The organism is Marimonas arenosa (genome assembly GCF_030848945.1).
Classification (GTDB): Bacteria; Pseudomonadota; Alphaproteobacteria; order Rhodobacterales; family Rhodobacteraceae; genus Marimonas; species Marimonas arenosa.
Genome location: NZ_JANHAX010000002.1, coordinates 343,423 through 364,074 on the forward strand (window position 1 = coordinate 343,423; position 20,652 = coordinate 364,074).

Sequence of the window (20,652 nt, forward strand, 5' to 3'; positions counted from 1 at the left end):
ATTTCGGACAGGGCCGCGGCGGATGCCGCGGCCCCTTTCGCTTTGACCGGCTGTCGCCTAGGCTGGCCCGGTCTGCTGGTCGATTGCGAGACTGCCCCGATGCATCTGTTTCATGCTACCGCAACCGTTCTTGCCGCGCTTTGCACGGCGACGCCTGCCCTGGCCGACCTGACGGTCGAACAGGCCTGGGCCACCTGGAAGGCGCAGGTCGCCGCTTACGGGCTGACGCTTGACGCGCGTGAAAGCCGCGACGGCAAGGCGCTGCAGATTGGCCAGATGCGGCTGACCTTTGCATTCCCGATGGAGATGGGCTCGGCCTATGCCAGCTTCGCCGGTCCACGGTTCGAGCCCCTGGGCGACGGGCGGGTGGCGGTGACCTTCCCCGAAACCGGCCATCTCGCGCTCGGCGGCGAGGTTCGCGACGAGGGCAGCCTGGCCGTGGTGCTGGAAACCAGCGTCACCGGGGCGCAAGGCCTGATGTCGGGCACCCCGGGCGAAGTGGTCAGCGACTGGAAATACGACAGCATGACCTTCCGGCTGCTCGACGTCGCCGTCAGCGGCTCGGAGGTGCCCGAGTTGTCGGGCCTGTTCCGCTCCGGTCCGGCGACACTGCAAAACGTGACCCGGATCGACGACAGCCATGTCACCATCGACGGACGCTCTGCGTTCACCAGCTATGACTTCTCCTACGAGGTCGCCGTTCCCGGATCGGGGGACGTCGCGGCGATGATTACTGCGTCGGGTCTGGCCGAAGAGATGGCCACCGACTCGGTGATCAAGCTACCGCGGGGCGGGATTGACCTGCTGGGCCTGCATGCGCAGTTGCGCGACGGGATGCATCTCGAAACCTGGGTGACCGCCGCGCGGACCCGGTCCGATCAGTCCACCCGGGAGGGCGACGCGCTGCTGATGACGCAGACCGCCGAGATGCAGGACTACGACGTCACCATGAAACTCGGCCCGGCCGGGCTCGACTATCGCGGCCGCACCGGACAGTTCAGCGTCGGTGGCGAGACTCCGGACCTGCCGGTGCCGTTTACTCTGTCGGGCTCCGGGGTGGATTTTCACCTGCTCGTTCCGCTGCTGATGGGCGAAGACCAGGATGTGGCGCTGCGCATGGGGCTTTACGATCTCGCCATGGCCGACGGCCTGTGGGCGCTGTTCGATCCCGAAGGGCAGCTGTCGCGCGACCCGGCAACTTTGGTGATCGACCTCGGTGCGACTGTATCGCTGCTGTTCGAATTCCTCGATGTTCGCGCGATGATCGGCGGCGCGCGACCGCCCGAACTGCCGGTGATGGCCAAGACCGCACGCCTGAACGATCTGCGCATTGCGGCGGCCGGGGCTGAGCTGACCGGCGAAGGCGATATCACGCTCGACTACACCGACTGGGAGACCTTCGACGGCATGCCCGCCCCCGATGGCCGGGCCAGTTTCCAACTGACCGGGGCGCATGCGCTGCTGGACAAGCTGATCGCGATGGGGCTGGTCAGCGAAGAGGACGCGATGGGCGCGCGGCTGGTGCTGGGTATGGTCTCGAAGCCGGACGGCGATACCGACAGCTTGCGCTCCGAGATCGAAGTGCGCAAAACCGGCGAAGTCGTGGCCAATGGCGTGCGCCTGAAATAGCGCCGTCCAGCCCACTTGAACCCCGCGCCCCGGCGGTCTACCTCGGGTGAAACGCACAAGGACCGCCGATGCCAGACACGCCAGAAACCCTCGCCAATGCTCTGCTTGCGGCTGCCAGAAGGGCCGGGGCCGATGCGGCCGATGCCATGGTGGTCGACGGCAGGTCTGTCTCGATCGACGTCCGCGCAGGTAAGCTCGAACACGCCGAGCGCTCGGAGGGGATCGACCTCGGACTGCGCGTGCTGCTGGGCCAGCGGCAGGCGATGGTGTCGTCCTCCGATGCCCGCCCCGAGACGCTGGCGACGATGGCCGAACGCGCCGTCGCCATGGCCCGCGAGGCGCCGGAAGACCCCTATATCGGCCTCGCCGACCCGGCGCAGCTGGCGCAGGACCGGGACGCCGGCGCGCTTGAACTTTCCGATCCCGCGCCCGAACCGGCCCCGGCCGAGCTCGAGGCCGACGCGCTGGCCGCCGAGACGGCGGCACTGGCGGTTGAGGGTGTCACCCAGGTGCAATCGGCCAGCGCCGGCTATTCCGCGCGACGGCTGCACCTGGCGGCGACCAACGGTTTCTCGGGCGGTTACGCGCGCAGCACGCGCTCGCTCTACGCCGTGGCGATTGCCGGCGAGGGGGCAGGCATGGAGCGCGACCATGACGGAGATTCGCGGGTGTTCCAGGCAGACCTGCGCTCGGCCGAGGAGATCGGCCGCACCGCCGGGGAACGCGCCGTCGCGGCCACCGGGGCGAAGAAGCCGCCCACCGGCGCCTTTCCGGTGGTGTTCGATGAACGGATTTCTAGTTCGCTGGTGGGCCACCTGCTGGGCGCGGTGAACGGCGCCGCCATCGCCCGAGGCGCGAGCTTCCTGCGCGACAGTCTCGGCCAGCAGGTGTTGCCCGAGGGGCTGTCGCTGATCGAGGATCCGCTGCGTCGGCGAATGGGTGTATCGCGCCCGTTCGACGCCGAGGGTCTGCCGACCCGGACCCGGGCCATCGTCGAGCACGGGATCCTGACCGGCTGGACGCTCGATCTGGCGAATGCCCGCAAGCTGGGGATGGAGAGCACCGCCAACGCCCAGCGCGGCACCGGGTCGGCGCCATCGCCGGGCACCTACAACGTGGCGCTGACCCAAGGCGAACAGACCCGCGACGATCTGTTGCGCGACATGGGCACGGGGCTCCTGGTCACCTCGCTGATCGGGTCGACCATCAATCCCAACACCGGCGACTATTCCCGCGGGGCAGCCGGGTTCTGGGTGGAAAATGGCGAAATCACCCATCCGGTGAACGAGTGCACCATCGCCGGCAACCTGCGCGACATGTTGCTGCGCCTGGTGCCGGCGAATGACGCGCGGCCCTGGCTGTCCCGTGTTGTGCCATCGCTGCTGGTCGAGGGGCTGACCCTTGCCGGCGAGTGACCTCGAGATCCTGACCGACGCGGCCCTGGAAGCCGGCAAGATCGCCAGCGGCTATTTCGGCGGCAGCTATACGTCCGAGGACAAGCCCGGCGGCGCCGGTCCGGTGACCGAGGCCGACCTGGCGGTGAACGTCATGCTGGAGCAGACGCTACGCGCCGAACGTCCCGGCTATGGCTGGCTTTCCGAGGAAAGCGACGACAGCGCGGTGCGGCTTGGCCGCGATCGGGTGTTCATCGTCGATCCCCTGGATGGTACCCGCAGCTTCATCAATGGCGAGACGACGTGGGCCCACTCCATGGCCGTGGCCGAGCAGGGCACGGTGGTGGCCGCAGTGATCTACCTGCCGATGCGCGACCGGCTCTATACCGCGGCGAAGGGTGCAGGCGCCACGCTCAACGGCCAGCCGATCCGGGCCTCGAAACGGCGGGCGCTCAAGGGGGCGACGCTGCTTGCCGCCAAGCCGGCACTGCGTCCTGAATGGTGGCGCGGCGGCCAGGTGCCCGAGGTCAAGCGGGTCTATCGGCCCTCTCTGGCATATCGCCTCGCACTGGTGGCCGAGGGGCGATATGACGCTATGCTGACGCTGCGCGACAGCTGGGAATGGGACATTGCCGCCGGGGCGCTGATCCTCGAGGAGGCCGGCGCGGCAGTGACCGATCGGACCGGTGCGCCGCTCAGGTTCAACAACCGCCATCCGCAGGTGGCCGGTGTGGTTGCCGCGGCGGTGGGGGTGCATGGGGAGCTCAGGGGCGCGCTGGCGTAGCGGCAGCGGGTCCGCGACTTCCGCGCGACCTGTTAAAACCACGGACCTGCCGTTCGATCCGCATGCACGGCCCGGCTCGCGCCAACGTGCCGTCCTTCAGGGGTTCAGACAAGGAGCGTGCATTTGACCTCCGGACCAGCTCACGCCTTCTCGGCGATCTTCTTCTTCCACTCCGCCGGGCCGCTGCGATGGATCGAGTTGCCCCCGGTGTCCACGGCCACGGTCACCGGCATGTCCTGCACCTTGAGTTCGTAGATCGCCTCCATCCCGAGGTCCTGGAAGGCCACCGGGTGCGCCTCCTTGATCGCCTTCGAGACGAGATAGGCCGCGCCGCCCACGGCGACCAGGTAAACCGCCTTGTGCTTGGCGATGGCCTCCAGCGCCATCGGGCCGCGTTCAGCCTTGCCGATCATTACCTTCAGGCCGGTGTCGCCAAGGATCCGGTCGGTGAATTTGTCCATCCGGGTCGAGGTGGTGGGCCCGGCGGGGCCGATCGCCTCGTCGCCTACCGCATCCACGGGGCCGACATAGTAGATCGCCTTTCCCTTGAGATCGACGGGCAGCTCTTCACCGCGATCCAGCATGTCGATCATCCGCTTATGGGCCGCGTCACGGCCGGTATAAAGCGTGCCGTTCAACAGCAGTGTCTCGCCCGGTGTCAACGAGGCCAGCACCTCGTCGGTGAGGTTGTCGAGGTCGAGCTTGCGGCTTTGCACCCCTGCCGCGTCCAGCAGGATTTCGGGGTAATCATCAATGCTGGGCGGGCTGAACACTGCCGGACCCGAGCCGTCGAGGGTGAAATGCACGTGTCGCGTGGCGGCGCAGTTCGGGATCAGCCCCACCGGCAACGAGGCCGCGTGGGTCGGCCAGCTTTTCACCTTGACGTCGAGTACGGTGGTCACACCGCCAAGCCCCTGTGCCCCGATGCCGAGCGCGTTGACCCGTTCATAGATCTCGGTCCGAAGCTCCTCGGTCCGGTTCGACGGCCCGCGGCGCAGAAGGTCGGCCATGTCGAGCGGTTCGCTCAGCGCCTGCTTGGCCAGGGCCATCGCCTTGTCGGCATTGCCGCCGACGCCGATGCCCAGCACGCCCGGCGGGCACCAGCCGGCGCCCAGCGTCTCGACCGTCTCGACCACCCAGTCGGCGACGTTGCCGGACGGATTCAACGTGGTGAACTTGGCCTTGTTCTCGGACCCGCCGCCTTTGGCTGCCACTTCCACGTCGACCTTGTCGCCTTCGACCATCTCGACCGTCAGCATGCACGGCGTGTTGTCACCCGAATTCTTGCGTTCGCCGAACGGATCGACCACGACCGAGGCACGCAACGGGTTGGTGTCGCGCAGGTAGCCCCGGCGCGTGCCCTCGTCGGCAATGTCCTGCAACGAGCGTTTCAGCGCCAGCGGGGTCTCGACCCCAACCTTGATGTGGATGTTGGCGGCGCCCGTATCCTGGCAGATCGGGCGGTGGCCCATGGCGCACATCCGGCTGTTCACCAGAATTTGCGCCATTGCGTCCTTGGCGCCCTTGTTCTCTTCCCGCTCCCAGGCGGCGGTCATCGCCTGCACGAAATCCTGCGGGTGATAGTACGAGATGTATTGCAGCGCGTCGGCAATCGAGTCGATCAGGTGATCTTCGGTGATGGCGGCCATGTGGAGCTCTCCCTTGCGTGGTCAGCGGAGTCGACAGGCTGTTTACCAGCCTTTCGCGGGCACGACAGCCCGAAAAACGTGTGCAATGGTATACAGATCGATTTGTCCACCAGTCCAGCCGGTCCCGGTTTTGTCTGCGCCAAATCAAAGACAGGTTTTGCGCCCGCCGTCTAGACTAACACGAACGCATATGCTTGACCGCCGGCGGGCCTTTGTCCGACGATACGGCAAGAACCATCAGGAGGGACCGGCCATGAGAGCCTTTGCCGTTATCGGACCATCGCAATCGGGGAAAGCCACGCTGATTCAGGCATTGGCCGGGCTGGACGGCGGGCGCAGCCAGTCGCTGACCTTGATGGGTGGGGCCAGCGTCACCAAGTTTTCGTTCATGGGCGATGACTGGGCCGGGTTCTACGTGCCTGGCGGGCTCGAAAACATGGCCCAGGTCGGTCACGTTCTGGCGGCGTGCGATGCGGCGATTCTGTGTGTGCCGGCGGCGGTCGACGCGGCGGTGCTGAGCGCGCCCTATCTGCGCATCCTCGAAGAATCGGGCATCCCCAGCTTCATCTTCGTCAATGGGATCGATAACACCACCGACCGGATCAGCGACATCATCGCCGAACTGCAGCATTATTGCGCCCATGGCATCATCCTGCGCCAGGTGCCGATGCGGGTCGACGGCAAGACGGTGGGGTCGATCGACCTCATTTCCGAGCGGGCCTGGGAATACCATGACGGCGAACGCTCGTCGCTGGTGGAGCTGCCGAAAGAGATGCGGGCGCGCGAGCAGGAGGCCCGAGCCGAACTGTTGGAATCCCTGGCCGATCTCGACGACCACCTGCTGGAAGAGATCATCGAGGACAAGCGCCCGCCCACCGAGGAACTTTACGACATCGCCACCCGCGCGCTGCAGCATCACGACCTGGTCGAGGCGTTGCTGGGCTCGGCCACCAACGGCAACGGCATCCTTCGGATGATGAAATCGCTGCGTCACGAGGTGCCTGAGATGGGCGCGCTGCGCGAGCGGATGGCGCTGTCGGGCGACGTGCTGGCAGCGGGCGCCCTGGCCGACAACTTGAAACATATCGGCAAGGCGGTGCTGATCCGCGCGCTGGCCGGCGGTGTCACGGCCGGCGCACGCCTCGCGGGTGGCGCGATCGGCAACCTTGCCGACGTGGACACCAAGACCCAGCTCGATACCCTGAAACCCGGTGAGATCGGGCTCGCGATCAAGAGCGACCACCTGAGCCTGGGCGCCTTCTTCACCGCCGACGGTACGGTCGATCTGCCCGGCTGGGCTCAGCCGCACCCGCCCGGGCTGCGGCGCATGGTGCAGCCGGTCAAAGAACGCGACGAGGCCAAGCTCTCGACCGCGCTAGGCCGGATCGCCGAGATCGACCTCGGGGTCACCCTGTCGCAGGACGAGGGAGTAGGGCACGTGGTGGTGGGCGTTCACGGGCCGCAGCACCTGCGCCGCATCACCGAGAAGCTGGACGACGGGTTCGGCATCAAGGTCGAAGCCAGCGAGGTGCCCACCGCCCTGCGCGAGACGATCCGTAAAGGGGTCGAAAAGCACTACCGTCACCGCAAACAGTCCGGCGGCGCCGGACAGTTCGCCGACGTGTTGATCGACATTGCCCCGATGCCGCTGGGCTCGGGCTTCGTCTTCGAAGAGGTGGTCAAAGGCGGCGCGGTGCCGCGAAACTATATCCCCTCGGTCGAGGCCGGGGCGCGCGAGGCGTTGTTGCAGGGTCCGGCGGGGCACCCGGTGGTCGATGTCAAGGTCACGTTGAAGGACGGCAAATCGCATTCGGTGGACAGTTCCGACTATGCTTTCCGCACCGCCGGCAAGGCCGCCGTGCGCGAGGCTCTGTCCGAGACCGGCACCATGGTGCTGCAGCCGATCATGCAGGTCGATATCCAGGTCCCGTCGAATTTTGCCGGCGGGCTGGTGCAGCTGGTAAGCGGGCTCAAGGGTCAGGTTCAGGGCTTCGAGAACCATCCCGAGGCCTCGGGCTGGGAAGTGTTCCGGGCCCTGCTGCCGATGTCCGCGCTGGAAGACCTCGCCCAGTCACTGGGTGGGACGACTCGCGGAACCGCCTGGTTCAGCGCCGAGCTGGATCACTACGAGGCGGTGCACTAGTTTTGGTCCAATACGAAGCTGCTAGAGCAACGGCCGCTCTGAGCCAATGGCGGACATCAACCGAAGTCTATCAGCGCGTCACTACCTTCCACTTATGTGCGGCAGCAAGATCGCATAGAGCGTTTCATTCGCAGGCGCACTTTTCCCGGCCTTGGCCGCGAGCCTTGCTGCCGCCCCGGAAATCCATTCGACCTCCAGAGGTAGACCTTTTTCCAAATCAATCGCCGTCGAGGCCCGCATAGCAGGTGGCAGCCGGTTCGCCATGGCCCAGGTCTTCTCTTCGATATCTGGAGCGAGGGCTACGCCCATGGCGCGGCCGATCGCAGCGGTTTCCGACACGACGCGACGGAACAGCGCACCGAGTTCAGGGATATTGACGATTTCGTTTACAGTGCACCGCCCCGCGGCCGTGACACCAGAGACCGCAGAGAACAGTACGAATTTCGACCAGACATCCCGCTCAATATCGTCTGTTTCGGGGGCGGAGGATCCAGCTTCGTTTATTGCCTTGCGCATTGCGTCAATGCGTTCGGATGGGCGACTGTCGCGCTCGGCAAATGTGAAGACGTTGAACTCTCCGGTTTGTTTGATCACGCCCGGGGACGCGATGGTCGTCGACACCTGCGCCGTACCGTTCGCGACGTTCTGTTCCGGAAGGATCTCGAGCAAACGGTTTGCAGCTTCCACACCATTGAGAAACGGGATAACCACGGTCTGCGATCCGATCATCGGCAGGTAGGCTCTGGCGGCGTCTTCAAGCGCATCGCCTTTGACGCCAAAGATTATCGCATCAACCTCGCCGACTTCCGCCGGATCATCGGTGGCGATCCAGGGCCGCACGACTTCGAGATCAGACGGACCATCGAGTGTCAAACCTTTGTCCCGGATCGCCGCAAGATGCGAGCCACGCGCGATCGTTGCCACCTGATGCCCTGCATTGGTCAACCTGACGGCCAAAAAGCCGCCAATCCCGCCGGTCGCCATCGTCGCAATACGCATATGATCCTCCTGAAGCTGGTCAGGCTCGGCACGACCATAGCACCCGCCCGGCATTCCCCCAAAATCTTCTGCGCATCGGATTGAGATCTCGCGCTCTTGGCATCCTGCAACTTGTCTGAAAGCCGTAGGTCCGACAGCGTCTTTGCGTCCTGACAGTGTAAGACCGCTCGCTGGTTCACCTCAGATCACCGAAATAGCCCGACGCGAGAAGACAGGCATCACCACATGTCTGCGCGAGGGATATCCCCTGCTTCTCCACTTGAGCGGCTGTTCGCATCCGTGACCTTCGGAAGCCCCATATCCGCCAATCTGTCGGAGGGGAGTTGCGCCATGATACGCTTGTCCCGTGCCGTACGGCGCGCGCGGCGTATGCGCGTCAAGAAACGACCGGCAAGCTTGACCAGCGGAACCTGACGAGAGAGTTTTTCGGATGTAATGTAAGCCATTTTTAGTCCTCCGGCTGCATGTTGTTCATGCCTGAAGCTTGCCAGCACACCGTAAAAGCAGCGTAAGAACCGTGCTGTAATCTTGACCTGTTCGTGCAATAGTTCCGTAAAAAATTCAGCCTGAATGCAAGAAACGACGGCGCGAACATGTCCAAGCTCACGCTCCACCTGACTGGCCCCTTCAGGCTCACCGAGCCGGACGGGCAAACGATCGGTGGCCTGAGCCGCAGGGGGCAGGCCGCGCTTGCGTATCTGGCCTGCCAACCCGGCAAGCGTGCAGAGCGCGCTGCGTTGGCAGATTTGCTCTGGTCTGACCGCTCCGAAGAGCAGGCCCGTGCATCGCTACGCCAGGAATTAGCCGTGCTGCGTAAAGTGCTGCCGGAAAACCTCCTGCAGGCGAACAGGCAGGCCGTTTGGCTGGAGCCGGACCTGATCGAAATTTCGCGCGACCAAGGAGAGTTTCTGCAGGGCTTTGATCTGCGCTCCGAGGGTTTCGAGGACTGGCTGCGCCTTGAACGCTCATGGGCTCCGGACGAGAATCCGCAACCTCAGAAGATCATACCCGGAGGCCGGGAAGACCAACCATCGCTCGCGGTGATGCCTTTCCAGAAACTGGGTACCGATGATGATGACATGCTTGCCGAAAGCGTTGTCGAGGAAATCACCGGCGCACTAAGTCGTGTGCAGGCTTTTCACGTGATCGCGCGTCAATCAGTCTTTGCTTTGAAGGATCAGTCGCTGACGGTTCAGCAGACATCGGAATTGCTGGGCTGCAATTATTTGCTCGAAGGCAGCGTCCGGCGATCGAGCGATCGCATCCGGATATCCGTTCAGCTGGTGCGCGGCAAAGACGGGCATACACTGTGGGCAGAGCGTTTCGATGATCGCCTCGACGACCTGTTCGACCTTCAGGACCGGATAGCGGCACAGGTGGCCGGGCAAATCTCACCCAATCTGCGGGCCGCCGAGATCGCACGCGCAAGACGCCAGCCGCCGGACAATAGATCCGCATACGAACTCGTATTGACCGCGCTTCCCCATTTTTGGGTCCACGATTCCATCGAAAACGACCGGGCGGTATTCTTGCTGGATGCCGCTTTGAACAAGGCGCCCGACTATGGTGTCGCCCGCGCTCAACGGTCCTGGTGTTTTGCGCATAGCTGCTGCTACCTTTGGACGATGGAGCCCGAAAGGGCCCGCGCCGCTGCGCGCGTCGACTTTGAAACAGCGCTGCCGCAGGTAGGCGATCATGCACCTGCGTTGACTGCGCTCAGCGCCACTGCAGCACTGGCGTTGAAAGATTTTCCAACGGCGAACGATCTTGCGCGCAGGGCGCTTAGCATTGATCCAAACAATGCCTGGGCCTGGCTTCGTTTGGGATGGATTTCCTGTTACCTCGGCAAACCCAAGGAAGGCCTTGAACAGTTTGACCGCGCCGAAGCCCTGAGCCCGCTCGACCCGTTTCATTTCAACATTCAGTTTGGCCGCTCTGCGTGCCTGCGTGTGTTGAAGGATTTTGATGGCGCAATCGAGTTGATAGAGGAAGGCCTGAGAGCTGCGCCGCGCGCGGTCTGGGCCTATCGCATGCTATTCGGGACACGGTGGCTACAGGGGGATCGCGAGGCCGCCATCGACGCGGGCCGGAAATGGCTTGCCGCGCATCCCGGATTATCAAAGGACATCCTGCTGGAAGGCTTGCCCTCGTGGAACCACGACCCGGACTATCTGGAACTTCTCAAGAAGTTCGATGAACTGATTCCAAATAACTGAGTTTGTATGTGTAGTGATATAGGCGAAATAGTACGAGGTTTTGCCAGCCCGCAAATCAATTGGTTTTCAAGCGGGTATTGGACGTGAGTCTTAAGCATATTCGCGTGTGCTGTCTGGAGCAAGCCGGTTGGTACGACGTGGTGGTCGGTCCTGGCTTAACTTGACCCGAAAGCTGATCAGAAAACCGGCTTAGTCGCGCAGTAAGGTCGTTGGCACGTCAGAAATGCTGCATGATGCAAGAACCGCCGCTTCCGTGATGCCGCGCTGCGTCACCGACCGATGAGCTGCATGGCCGGTCTCGGCCGACTCCGCTGGTTAGCATCCGTTATAGTTCAATCGTTCGGAATGAACGTTCGCGATCTCTCGCCATGCGTCCCGGGTAATAATCCAAGATGAATGGAGGAAAAGGCCCGCAATGGCGATGGCAGTTATCAGGTCGGGCCAGGCCGTGTGTGTCCATGCGACCAGACCGGCCGCCACCACGACAGCGGCATTTCCAATTGCGTCGTTTCGCGAAAACAGCCAGACCGCCCTGACATTCGCATCCCCGGCACGGTGCGGGATCAGTACCAACGCCGCCACTACATTCACTACGAGGGCGACCAGAGCGAAGACACCCATCAACCCGGCTTCAACCTGCTGCTGCGAGAAGAAACGCCATAAGGTGTCACCTACCACACCCAAGCCCAGCGCACCGAGAAACAGTCCCTGTATGAGGGCCGAGCGCGCTCGCCAGAGCAGGCCCCATCCGATGGCAAGAACACCAAGCAAGGTGATCAGTCCATCTCCGAGGAAATCGAGCGCGTCGGCCTTCAATGCTTGCGACCCAGAAAGGAAGCCACCAACTATCTCGACGATGCCATATCCGACGTTAAGGCCAATCACGATCCAGAGTGCACGGCGGTATTCTGGCGAAGTGTGATGTTGACCGTTTCCGGGTCGATCTGTTGATGACCCAAGCAAACGATCAAGATGATATCCTGCGTTTGCGACGGCCCGCTCGACCCGCGCAAGGCGTTCTTCATCCAATGGGGCATTTAGCGATAGCACTTGAGACGTCGTCGAAACTGTCGGGTCCGCCACACCTGCCGAGCGCACGGCTTTCTCGACCTTCGCTGCACATGATGCACAGTCCATCCCGGTCACGCGGTATCGTATTGTCGTGGTCAAATGGTCCTCCGGCAATCAGGCGGCAGTCTTCGAATGTAATTGATGTTGCCAAGGTCCGCAAAGTCCCGCTTAGCAGTTATACCAACAGGTCGCAGCGAACGGCGGCTTTGAGCCCACAGCAGAAGTGTCAAATTCTCGCTGCGTGCGCTCGCAGCAGCAAATTCGCTGCAACGGCGAAAGATTACACGCTGCCTCGCAGTGGGGTATTCGGCCATTCATGCAATGCGCAGCGATTCCGAAACCATGACTTCACACACCGCAGGGCAAGGCGCCAATTTGCTGCAATCCTACCGATGTCCGACAACTGATGTGCGTTCAACGGGAGGTCGTAACACTTTTACCTTTTCTGTGAAGCTGGAGTGTTTGGTATGGCTTGCCGGACACGCCGTTTTTCAAGAACAAGCAAGAAGCCGAAACGCGGGATATCTGACAGTGCGGGAAGGCAACGAAATCCTCCAGTCGGTCTCAAGCCGTGTCATTATATGCAAAACCCGCCGGTTTTCTCTGACAAAACTTCAGGCTTTGCTTAGACAAGCTGGGCAAAATCCACATCGCGCCCCGGTGCAGCGGCAAGCAGGCTCTGTGTATAGGGATGTTGCGGGTTGGCATAGACCTCTTCCGTGCGCCCTTCCTCTACAACCACACCATGTTGCATCACCATGATCCGGTCGCATATCTGCGCCGCCACCCGCAAGTCATGGGTGATAAACAACATTGCAAGGTCGTAGCGTTCGCGCACATCACGCAGCAGCCGAAGCACCTGCGCTTGCACCGATACGTCCAGCGCCGAGACCGCCTCATCCGCGATAAGAACCTTTGGCTCCATTGCTAGCGCCCGCGCGATACAAACTCGTTGGCGCTGACCACCTGAAAACTGATGTGGAAAACGGTCAAGAGCCTCGGGAGCAAGCCCGACCACACGCATCAGTTCTTCGGCGCGCACCCGTGCTTCATCCGCCCCAAGGCCATAATTCATCGGTCCTTCGACAATCGACTGGCCCACCGTGCGGCGTGGGTTCAAAGACCGGTATGGATCCTGGAATACAATCTGGATTTGCTGACGGAAAGCGCGCAACTCGCGCTCGGGCATCGTGGCAATGTTTACGCCTTCTATATCGATGTCGCCGCTGGTCGGGTCGATCAGACGCACGATGCAGCGCGCTACAGTAGATTTGCCAGACCCGGACTCCCCAACAACGCCGAGAGTCTCGCCCCGGCGCACGACCAGTTCCACATCTTGCGCCGCGTGAACCAACCGACCCTTCTGCAAAAAGCCATGACGTCCATAAACCATGTTCAAACCGTGGGTCTTCAGCGCGGCATCGTCCGTTTCGGGATGAGAATGAGCTGGCGGGGTCAGGCTGGGAACCGATCCAATCAGCATCTTGGTATAGGGGTGCTTGGGTGCGGCAATGATCTCGTCGCGGGTGCCTTGCTCGACGATCTTGCCGTTCTGCATCACGACCACCCGGTCAGCGATATCGGCCACCACGCCGAAATCATGGGTGATGAACATCACGCCCATGCCATGACGGCGCTGAATATCCTTGATCAGTTCCAGAACCTCGGCCTGGGTCGTTACATCGAGCGCAGTTGTCGGTTCGTCCGCGATCAGCAGTCGCGGCTCCAATGCCAAAGCCATCGCGATCATGATCCGCTGGCGCTGTCCGCCCGAAAGCTGGTGAGGATAGGAAAGGTACATCTTGTTCGGATCAGGAAGACTTACATCTTTCATCGCATCGATCACCCGCTTTTTGCGGGCCGTGCCGGACATGTTTGTGTGAATTTCCAGAAGCTCGGCAATCTGATCGCCGACCCTCATCACCGGGTTCAGCGCCGTCATCGGCTCCTGAAACACCATCGCCATGTTTTCGCCGCGCATGGCGCGCATCTGACGATCCGTCTTTTTCAGCAGGTCTTCGCCTTGCAACAACACTTCGCCGGCAACCGGAGTCAGGTCCTTCTTCGGAATCAAACCCATAACCGTAAAGGCGGTTACTGACTTGCCCGAACCTGACTCGCCGACGATGCAGACAATTTCACCTTCGCTCACACTGAGCGTGACATCTTCGATTGCAAATTCGCGATCCGCGCCTTCCGGCAAACGGACCGTCAACCCATTGATTTCAAGAACAGGTTTGGCTTTGCCTTCGCTCACATCTTCCTCGCAATTCTCGGATCCAGCGTATCACGCAGCCCGTCACCCACGATATTCACCGCCAGCACGGTCAGCGCCAGCGCGATGCCCGGGAAGAAAATGATCCACGGGCTGATCTGGAAATAGGTCCGCCCCTCGGACATGATATTGCCCCAACTCGGGATTTCCGGCGGGATACCCGCCCCGAGGAAACCAAGGATTGATTCCGTCAGCATTGCCGATGCGCAAACATATGTGGCCTGCACGATCAACGGGGCAATCGTGTTGGGCAGAATATGACGGACCATGATAAGCGGCAGCCTTGTGCCAGCGGCAATGGCGGCCTCGACATAAGGCTCTTCGCGCACCGTCAAAACCACAGCCCGCACCAGGCGCACCACGCGCGGAATCTCCGGGATGACGATGGCAATCACCACCGTGCTCAGGGTCGCACCCGAGAGCGAGATAAGCGCAATCGCCAAGAGGATTGCAGGGATTGACATCAACCCGTCCATCACCCGCATGATCACCGCATCCAGGGCCCGGACATAGCCGGCCACCAGACCCAGAAACAGCCCGATGATCACCGCGATCACCGCCACGGCAATTCCCACCACCAGCGAAATACGACCGCCATAGATCACCCGGGCAAAAATATCCCGCCCCAGAAAATCGGACCCAAACCAGATTTCCACCGACGGTGGCTTCAGCCTCTTTATCGGGTTCAAAGCCGCCGGATCGGCGGTGAAGAGCGGCCCGAAAATGGCGATCAGCGCGAATAATAACAGCAGTGAGCCACCCCAGAAGATCGCGCGGTTATTGAGCATCATGCTCAGCACCCCTGGATCTTCGCGCTGCGAAAGCACGGAATCAGACATCAACTGGTCTTGGTTCGTATCGGTCATCAGTAGCGTATCCGCGGGTCAAACAGCGTGTAGCTGAGGTCAATCAGAAGGTTGATCAGGATGTAGACAAAGCTGAAAAACAGGATCAGCCCCTGGATCACCGGATAATCACGCGCCAGTACCGCATCCAGAACCAGCCGGCCCAGACCCGGAATGTTAAAGACGCTTTCGGTCACGACCACACCGCCGATCATCAGCGCGATGCCTAGGCCGATAACCGTTACGATCGGCACCGCAGCATTGCGCAAGGCGTGGCGCAACAGGATCTTGAACTCGCTTTGCCCCTTGGCGCGGGCGGTGCGAACATAGTCCTCCTGCAGCACCTCTTGTACCGAGGCGCGGGTCATCCGTGCGATCAGCGCGATATAGATCACGCTAAGTGTCAGGGTCGGTAGAATTATGTGGCGGAAAAACTCGATGAAACCGTGTTCGAACGGGCTTTTGTAGCCCTGCACCGGCAATATCTTAAGCTGCATGGAAAGCAGGTAGATCAGAACATAGCCAAGCACGAAAACCGGCACCGAAAACCCGGCTACCGAAAACAGCATGACAAACCTGTCGACCCAACTGCCTGCCTTGTAGGCTGCAAGCGTGCCCAGCGGCACGGCGACCAGCACGGTGAAGGTAATGGTGCTCAGCGCCAGCAACAGCGTCGGTTCAAGCCGCTGACCGATCAGCGTGGTCACCGGCAGCTTGGAGAAAATCGCCGTGCCCAGATCGCCGCTGGCCAGTTGCGCCACCCATTTGTACATCTGCACCGGAATAGGTTCATTCAGGCCCAACTGTTCGCGGATCCGTTCCACATCTTCGGCGGTGGCGTAATCGCCCGCAATCACCGCAGCCGGATCGCCGGGTGCCAGGCGCAGCATCAAAAAGACAAACAACGCGACGATTATCATGACCGGGATCGTCGATAGAATACGTTTCAAGATATAGAAATACATGCCGCGCCCCACCGTTTAGCCGCCCGGCCGCACCTGATGGCGCGACCGGGCATGATTTTATTCGACAGACATGTTCCAGAAGAACTGTACCGGAGATTTAATCAGCCCTTTGACATTGTTGCGGTACGCGACCGGCACAAAGAACTGACCAAGCTCACCCGAAGCACCAATGGCCCAGAGCCGTTCCTGCACTTTGCGACCGATCTCCTGCTTCTCTTCAAGAGACGAAGCTTTGGCATAAGCGGAACGTGCGGTTTCAAGCTCGGCGTCCGTTGGCCAACCGAACCACCCTTTTTCGGGGTTGCCCGAGAAGGCGATCGCCATCGGGTCGATCACGTCAGCACCGATCCACCAGGTGTGGAACATGTTCCAGCCGCCATCGGCAACCGGGTCACGCTTGGCACGACGCGAGGTCAGCGTCGACCAATCCATCGCCTGTACTTCCACGGTCATGCCGATATTGCGAAGGTTCTCGGCGGTAACCAGTGAGAACGCAGACAAGAGTGGTATGTCCGTCGGCTGCATGATGACAACCGGCGTGCCGTCATAATCCGTGGCTGCCAGAGCCGCTTTCGCGGCCTCCAGATCGCCTGAAGACATGATGTCAGAGCCAACGTCATTCGCCAGCGGCGTGCCGCATGGGAACACCGAATAGCAGGTCTTCCAGAATTTTTGGTCACCCACGGCGCCGGCCAGATAGTCCTCTTGCTTCATGGCCATGAGCGCAGCACGGCGAACAGCAACATCGTCAAACGGTGGCAGCAGGTGGTTGAACCGCGCAAACCCGATGTTTCCAAGCGGGTCGTTGATCTCTGCCGTTACGTCCGGGTTTGCCTCGAGAATCGGCATCAGGTCGTTGGATGGAGATTCGAAAAAGTCGATTTCCCCTGCCATCAGGGCATTTAGCGCTGTTGTCTGGTCAGGGAAGTAGGTCCATACGACCTTGTCCACCTTGGCGACCTTGCCGCCAGCCGCTGCAGAGGGGGGTTCGGACCGTGGTACATAGTCTTCGAACTTGGTGTAGACCACGGTAGAACCGGGCACCCACTCGTCCTTCTGGAAGACAAATGGGCCCGAGCCCGTGTAGTCTTCGATCTGCTCAAACGGGTCGGTTGCAGCCACCCGTGCTGGCATCATGAAGGGCACGTTCGATGAAATTTTTCCAATCGATTCAAGCACCAGCCCGTAAGGCTCGGTCAGTTTCATGACGATTGTGTCTTCGTCGCTCGCGGTCAGGCTGTCGATCACGCCAAACAGCTGCTGGCCCATACCGTCGCGCTTGCCCCAGCGTTCCAGCGAGGCAACACAGTCCGCGGCGGTCACCGGTGCGCCGTCATGCCATTTCAATCCGGCGCGCAGGTTGAATGTCCATGTCAGCCCGTCTTCCGATGTGGTCCAGTCTTCAACCATCTGTGGTTGTGGCGCGAAGTTTTCGTCCATCGCAAACAGCGTGTCATAGATCAGATAGCCGTGGTTGCGGCTGATATAGGCCGTCGTCCAGATCGGATCCAGGTTCTTGAGGTCCGCATGCGGAATGACCCGCAAGACGGTTTCAGCCGTTGTTTGTGTCGCCGCAATCCCGCCGAAATTCAGCGAAATTGCTATGGCAACCGCAGCCAATACCCGGCGTCTCGTCCATCGTAGCATTTCTAACTCTCCCTTATTGTTGAGGCATTGTCTTTGTTTTTATTGAGTTTACATTGCCCAATGGGGTTAGTTAATGCCGCCGATATCGCACGAGTCAATTGGTTTGTGGGGAGTGTCCGGGACTTGACGGAGCAACCTTCTTGCGCCCACCATGACATGGGAACAGTGCATCAGGAGCGCGTCATGCAGAGCTTTGCGGAGTACCGAATGCCGGTTGCAAACCGGTGACGCGATGAAAAAACCTCGGATTGCCATCGCCGGATTTCAGCACGAAACAAACACCTTTGCCCCGTTCCCGACAACCTGGGATTGCTTTGTGAAACCCGGTGCCTGGCCCCCCTATGCCGAGGGCGCACAGGCGGCTGACCAAGCGCGCGGTCTGAACGTGCCGCTGGGTGGATTTGTTGACGCGGGGGATGAATTCGAACTGGTCCCGCTGCTCTATGCCGCCGCAGAACCCGGCGGTCTGGTCACAACCGATGCCTTTGACCGGATCACCGGAACCCTGTGCGCCCGGCTGGCATCTGAAAAAGACATTGATGCCGTCTATATCGACCTGCATGGCGCCATGGTGACCGAAGACCACGACGATGGCGAGGCCGAGGTGTTGCGCCGCATCCGCGAGGTCGTCGGCCCGGACCTGCCGGTCGCCGTCAGCCTTGATTTGCATGGCAACCTGTCGCCTGAATTCGTGCGGCTGACATCTTGCATGACCATTTATCGCACTTACCCCCACATCGATATGGGCGCCACCGGTGCGCGCGCAGCCGGGCTTTTGGCCAGTTTGCTTGACCGGGACGCGCCCTTTGCCACCGCGTTTCGGCAACTGAATTACATCATTCCGATCACCGCTCAATCGACACGACGTCAGCCCGGCGCGCGGCTATACGGCATGCTGGATGGCCTGGCCGGGCCTGGTGTCTCTTCGGTTGATTTCGCCTTTGGGTTTCCTCCGGCCGATATCCACGATTGCGGGACCTCCGTCTATGCCTGTGGCACCGACCAACAGGCCGTTGATGTCGCCGCCGACACGATGCTGGCCGCCCTGCAAGAGGCCGAGGACAGTTTTGACACAGGGCTCGTTTCTGCCACCACCGCCGTGCGTCGCGCGATGGAATCGAATGGGCCAAAGCCGGTGATCCTCGCCGATCCGCAGGACAATCCCGGGGCCGGTGCGCCGGGCGACGCCACCGGTTTGCTGGCGGCAATGCTAAGGGGCAATGCAACCGGCACCATCGGGATGATCTGGGATCCGAAAGCTGCCGCCAAGGCCCATGCCGCCGGAGTCGGCGCCACGATCGATTGCGAAATCGGCGGGCAGTTTCCGGACAGCGGCGGCCCGGCCATCCCGGTTCATGCAACCGTGGAACAGCTTTCGGACGGGCAGTTTGTGTGCACCGGCCCGATGTTTGGCGGGCTGACCGCCAATCTCGGGCCAACCGCCCGGCTGGGTGTGCGTCAGGGCGGTGCGGACATTACCATCGTTGTCAGTTCGAACCGGGCGCAGAACGCAGATCAGGAAATGTTGCGCCACATAGGCGTAGAACTTGAGACCCAAAAGATGATCGTGGTCAAAAGCGCCATCCACTTTCTTGCCGCCTACGAGCCGATTGCAGAGGAGGTGATCCTGGTCGAAGCGCCCGGTGCCAACCCCTGCCGTATCGACACGATTCCTTACACCCGACTGCGCCCCGGCCTGCGCCTCGGCCCGAACGGCCCAGTTTTCAAAGGCCCTGCGCCAGATGGCAAGCCATGACCCTTGACCCCGGCCTCGCACGCGAGATTTCGGACAGTGTCGATGCCGGGTTCGACGCCCAAGTTGCCTGGCTTCAGGATCTTGTCCGGCATCCGTCGCTGCGCGGTCAAGAGCATACCGCTCAGGAAATGGTGCATGGCGCGTTGGCCGCGCGCGGCTATGGCATGGATCGTTGGGCCATCGACGTCAACGAAATCAAGTACCATCCCGGGTTTTCTCCGGTTTGCGTGGATTATTCCAACGCCATCAACGTGGTCGGCACCCACACCCCGAAACAAACCAAAGGCCGCTCAGTGATCCTAAATGGGCATATCGACGTGGTGCCGGTTGGGCCGCGTGACATGTGGGCACGCGATCCGTTTGATCCCGCCATAGACGGGACTGGATGTTTGGCCGGGGTGCCGGGGACATGAAGGCCGGCATTTCGGCAAACATCTTTGCCGTGGACGCCTTGCGTCGGTTGGGCTGGGAACCCGCCGCCACCTTGTACCAGCAATCCGTCACCGAAGAGGAGTGTACCGGCAACGGTACCCTGTCCTGCCTTGTGCGTGGCTATCGCGCCGAGGCGGCCCTCATCACCGAACCGACCAACCACGATCTGGTGCGCGCCAATCTCGGGGTGATCTGGTTTCGTATTTCGGTTCGGGGGCACCCGGTTCATGTCGCCGAAGCCGGATCGGGGGCCAACGCAATCGAGGCCGCCTATGCCATCATCCGGCAGTTGCGGGTGTTGGAGGCCGAGTTGAATGCCGAAAAGGCCGGCAGCCGTCATTTCGCCGATCATCCGCATCCCATAAACCTGAATGTCGGCAAGATCTCCGGTGGCGACTGGGCCTCGTCGGTTCCGGCGTGGTGTGACTTGGATCTGCGGATTTCGCTCTTTCCCGGCACCGAACCCGCCGATCTTGCCTGGCGCATCGAACAGGCCTTGGACCGGGCCTGCCATGAGCATCCGTTTCTCTCCAATAACCCCGCCGAGGTCAGCTATAATGGGTTCTTCGCCAAGGGGTACGAGCTTCCCGAAGGCACCCCAGCCGAGGCCGCGCTGATTGCCGCCCATCGCGCGGTTTTTGATGCCCAGCTGACCTCCGGCCCGTCAACCGCCTATCTCGATGGCCGGGTTTTCATGCTATACGATGACTGCCCGGCCTTGGTTTATGGACCAGTCTCGCAGAATATCCACGGGTTCGACGAAAAAGTCAGCCTGTCCTCTTTGCGCCGCGTGACAAAAACAGTGGCGCTCTTTGTTGCCGATTGGTGCGGCCTGAACAGGATTTGA

The 20,652-nt window shown here is 61.5% G+C and carries 16 protein-coding genes; 8 read left to right on the forward strand and 8 right to left on the reverse strand.

The features are described 5' to 3' along the window. Nucleotides 1-99: 99 nt before the first annotated feature. From NO357_RS07945 to NO357_RS07955, 3 genes are all read left to right on the forward strand, one after another. Nucleotides 100-1,629 (forward strand): hypothetical protein, encoded by a 1,530-nt coding sequence (locus NO357_RS07945; RefSeq protein WP_306735102.1) that lies wholly within the window; start codon nucleotides 100-102, stop codon nucleotides 1,627-1,629. Nucleotides 1,630-1,697: 68 nt separating this feature from the next. After that, complete coding sequence (locus NO357_RS07950; protein WP_306735103.1) at nucleotides 1,698-3,044, forward strand: TldD/PmbA family protein; 1,347 nt, start codon at nucleotides 1,698-1,700, stop codon at nucleotides 3,042-3,044. Further along, nucleotides 3,031-3,807, forward strand: coding sequence for an inositol monophosphatase family protein (locus tag NO357_RS07955; RefSeq protein WP_306735104.1), 777 nt, complete (start codon nucleotides 3,031-3,033; stop codon nucleotides 3,805-3,807). The genes NO357_RS07950 and NO357_RS07955 overlap by 14 nt, the downstream gene beginning before the upstream one ends. Nucleotides 3,808-3,947: 140 nt before the next feature. Here the strand turns inward: NO357_RS07955 and NO357_RS07960 are convergent, their stop codons facing one another. Beyond that, on the reverse strand, nucleotides 3,948-5,456 hold the full coding sequence (locus NO357_RS07960) for a fumarate hydratase (protein ID WP_306735105.1): 1,509 nt from the start codon (nucleotides 5,454-5,456) through the stop codon (nucleotides 3,948-3,950). A gap of 253 nt (nucleotides 5,457-5,709) precedes the next feature. Between NO357_RS07960 and NO357_RS07965 the strand changes: the two genes are divergently transcribed. After that, on the forward strand, nucleotides 5,710-7,599 hold the full coding sequence (locus NO357_RS07965) for an elongation factor G (RefSeq protein ID WP_306735106.1): 1,890 nt from the start codon (nucleotides 5,710-5,712) through the stop codon (nucleotides 7,597-7,599). An 81-nt stretch (nucleotides 7,600-7,680) separates the two neighbouring features. Here NO357_RS07965 and NO357_RS07970 read toward each other — a convergent pair whose 3' ends face one another. Then, a complete protein-coding gene (locus NO357_RS07970; RefSeq protein WP_306735107.1) occupies nucleotides 7,681-8,598 on the reverse strand; it encodes a ketopantoate reductase family protein in 918 nt (305 codons plus the stop codon). Between the two features lie 218 nt (nucleotides 8,599-8,816). Beyond that, complete coding sequence (locus NO357_RS07975) at nucleotides 8,817-9,212, reverse strand: hypothetical protein (protein WP_306735108.1); 396 nt, start codon at nucleotides 9,210-9,212, stop codon at nucleotides 8,817-8,819. Between NO357_RS07975 and NO357_RS07980 the strand changes: the two genes are divergently transcribed. After that, nucleotides 9,192-10,814, forward strand: coding sequence for a tetratricopeptide repeat protein (locus NO357_RS07980; RefSeq protein WP_306735109.1), 1,623 nt, complete (start codon nucleotides 9,192-9,194; stop codon nucleotides 10,812-10,814). The genes NO357_RS07975 and NO357_RS07980 overlap by 21 nt on opposite strands. 315 nt (nucleotides 10,815-11,129) lie before the next feature. Here the strand turns inward: NO357_RS07980 and NO357_RS07985 are convergent, their stop codons facing one another. The 5 genes from NO357_RS07985 to NO357_RS08005 form a co-directional block, all read right to left on the reverse strand. Further along, nucleotides 11,130-11,984 (reverse strand): cation efflux transmembrane domain-containing protein, encoded by an 855-nt coding sequence (locus tag NO357_RS07985; RefSeq protein ID WP_306735110.1) that lies wholly within the window; start codon nucleotides 11,982-11,984, stop codon nucleotides 11,130-11,132. A gap of 526 nt (nucleotides 11,985-12,510) precedes the next feature. Then, nucleotides 12,511-14,142 carry an ABC transporter ATP-binding protein gene (locus tag NO357_RS07990; RefSeq protein WP_306735111.1) on the reverse strand — a complete coding sequence of 544 codons (1,632 nt, stop codon included), beginning with the start codon at nucleotides 14,140-14,142 and terminating at the stop codon, nucleotides 12,511-12,513. Then, nucleotides 14,139-15,026, reverse strand: a complete 888-nt coding sequence (locus tag NO357_RS07995) for an ABC transporter permease (protein WP_306735112.1) — start codon at nucleotides 15,024-15,026, stop codon at nucleotides 14,139-14,141. Before NO357_RS07995 ends, NO357_RS07990 begins: the two co-directional genes overlap by 4 nt. Then, the gene (locus tag NO357_RS08000; RefSeq protein WP_306735113.1) at nucleotides 15,026-15,970 is read right to left on the reverse strand and encodes an ABC transporter permease; all 945 of its coding nucleotides are present in this window, start codon (nucleotides 15,968-15,970) and stop codon (nucleotides 15,026-15,028) included. The genes NO357_RS07995 and NO357_RS08000 overlap by 1 nt, the downstream gene beginning before the upstream one ends. A 57-nt stretch (nucleotides 15,971-16,027) precedes the next feature. Then, on the reverse strand, nucleotides 16,028-17,617 hold the full coding sequence (locus tag NO357_RS08005; protein ID WP_306735114.1) for an ABC transporter substrate-binding protein: 1,590 nt from the start codon (nucleotides 17,615-17,617) through the stop codon (nucleotides 16,028-16,030). Between the two features lie 232 nt (nucleotides 17,618-17,849). On the opposite strand from NO357_RS08005, the gene NO357_RS08010 reads away from it, so the two are divergent. The 3 genes from NO357_RS08010 to NO357_RS08020 are packed head-to-tail and all read left to right on the forward strand — an operon-like array spanning nucleotide 17,850 to nucleotide 20,652. Continuing rightward, entirely contained in the window at nucleotides 17,850-19,373 is a 1,524-nt protein-coding gene (locus NO357_RS08010; protein WP_306735115.1) for a M81 family metallopeptidase, read from the forward strand. After that, nucleotides 19,370-19,786 (forward strand): hypothetical protein, encoded by a 417-nt coding sequence (locus NO357_RS08015; protein ID WP_306735116.1) that lies wholly within the window; start codon nucleotides 19,370-19,372, stop codon nucleotides 19,784-19,786. Before NO357_RS08010 ends, NO357_RS08015 begins: the two co-directional genes overlap by 4 nt. Continuing rightward, complete coding sequence (locus NO357_RS08020; protein WP_306735117.1) at nucleotides 19,783-20,652, forward strand: ArgE/DapE family deacylase; 870 nt, start codon at nucleotides 19,783-19,785, stop codon at nucleotides 20,650-20,652. The genes NO357_RS08015 and NO357_RS08020 overlap by 4 nt, the downstream gene beginning before the upstream one ends.

Coding starts and splice junctions, on each gene's coding strand:
- NO357_RS08010 (WP_306735115.1), top strand. CDS start 17,850: ATGAAAAAACCTCGGATTGCCATCGCCGGATTTCAGCACGAAACAAAC.
- NO357_RS07945 (WP_306735102.1), top strand. CDS start 100: ATGCATCTGTTTCATGCTACCGCAACCGTTCTTGCCGCGCTTTGCACG.
- NO357_RS07995 (WP_306735112.1), bottom strand. CDS start 15,026: ATGACCGATACGAACCAAGACCAGTTGATGTCTGATTCCGTGCTTTCG.
- NO357_RS07970 (WP_306735107.1), bottom strand. CDS start 8,598: ATGCGTATTGCGACGATGGCGACCGGCGGGATTGGCGGCTTTTTGGCC.
- NO357_RS07965 (WP_306735106.1), top strand. CDS start 5,710: ATGAGAGCCTTTGCCGTTATCGGACCATCGCAATCGGGGAAAGCCACG.
- NO357_RS08015 (WP_306735116.1), top strand. CDS start 19,370: ATGACCCTTGACCCCGGCCTCGCACGCGAGATTTCGGACAGTGTCGAT.
- NO357_RS08020 (WP_306735117.1), top strand. CDS start 19,783: ATGAAGGCCGGCATTTCGGCAAACATCTTTGCCGTGGACGCCTTGCGT.
- NO357_RS08005 (WP_306735114.1), bottom strand. CDS start 17,617: ATGCTACGATGGACGAGACGCCGGGTATTGGCTGCGGTTGCCATAGCA.
- NO357_RS07980 (WP_306735109.1), top strand. CDS start 9,192: ATGTCCAAGCTCACGCTCCACCTGACTGGCCCCTTCAGGCTCACCGAG.
- NO357_RS07950 (WP_306735103.1), top strand. CDS start 1,698: ATGCCAGACACGCCAGAAACCCTCGCCAATGCTCTGCTTGCGGCTGCC.
- NO357_RS08000 (WP_306735113.1), bottom strand. CDS start 15,970: ATGTATTTCTATATCTTGAAACGTATTCTATCGACGATCCCGGTCATG.
- NO357_RS07960 (WP_306735105.1), bottom strand. CDS start 5,456: ATGGCCGCCATCACCGAAGATCACCTGATCGACTCGATTGCCGACGCG.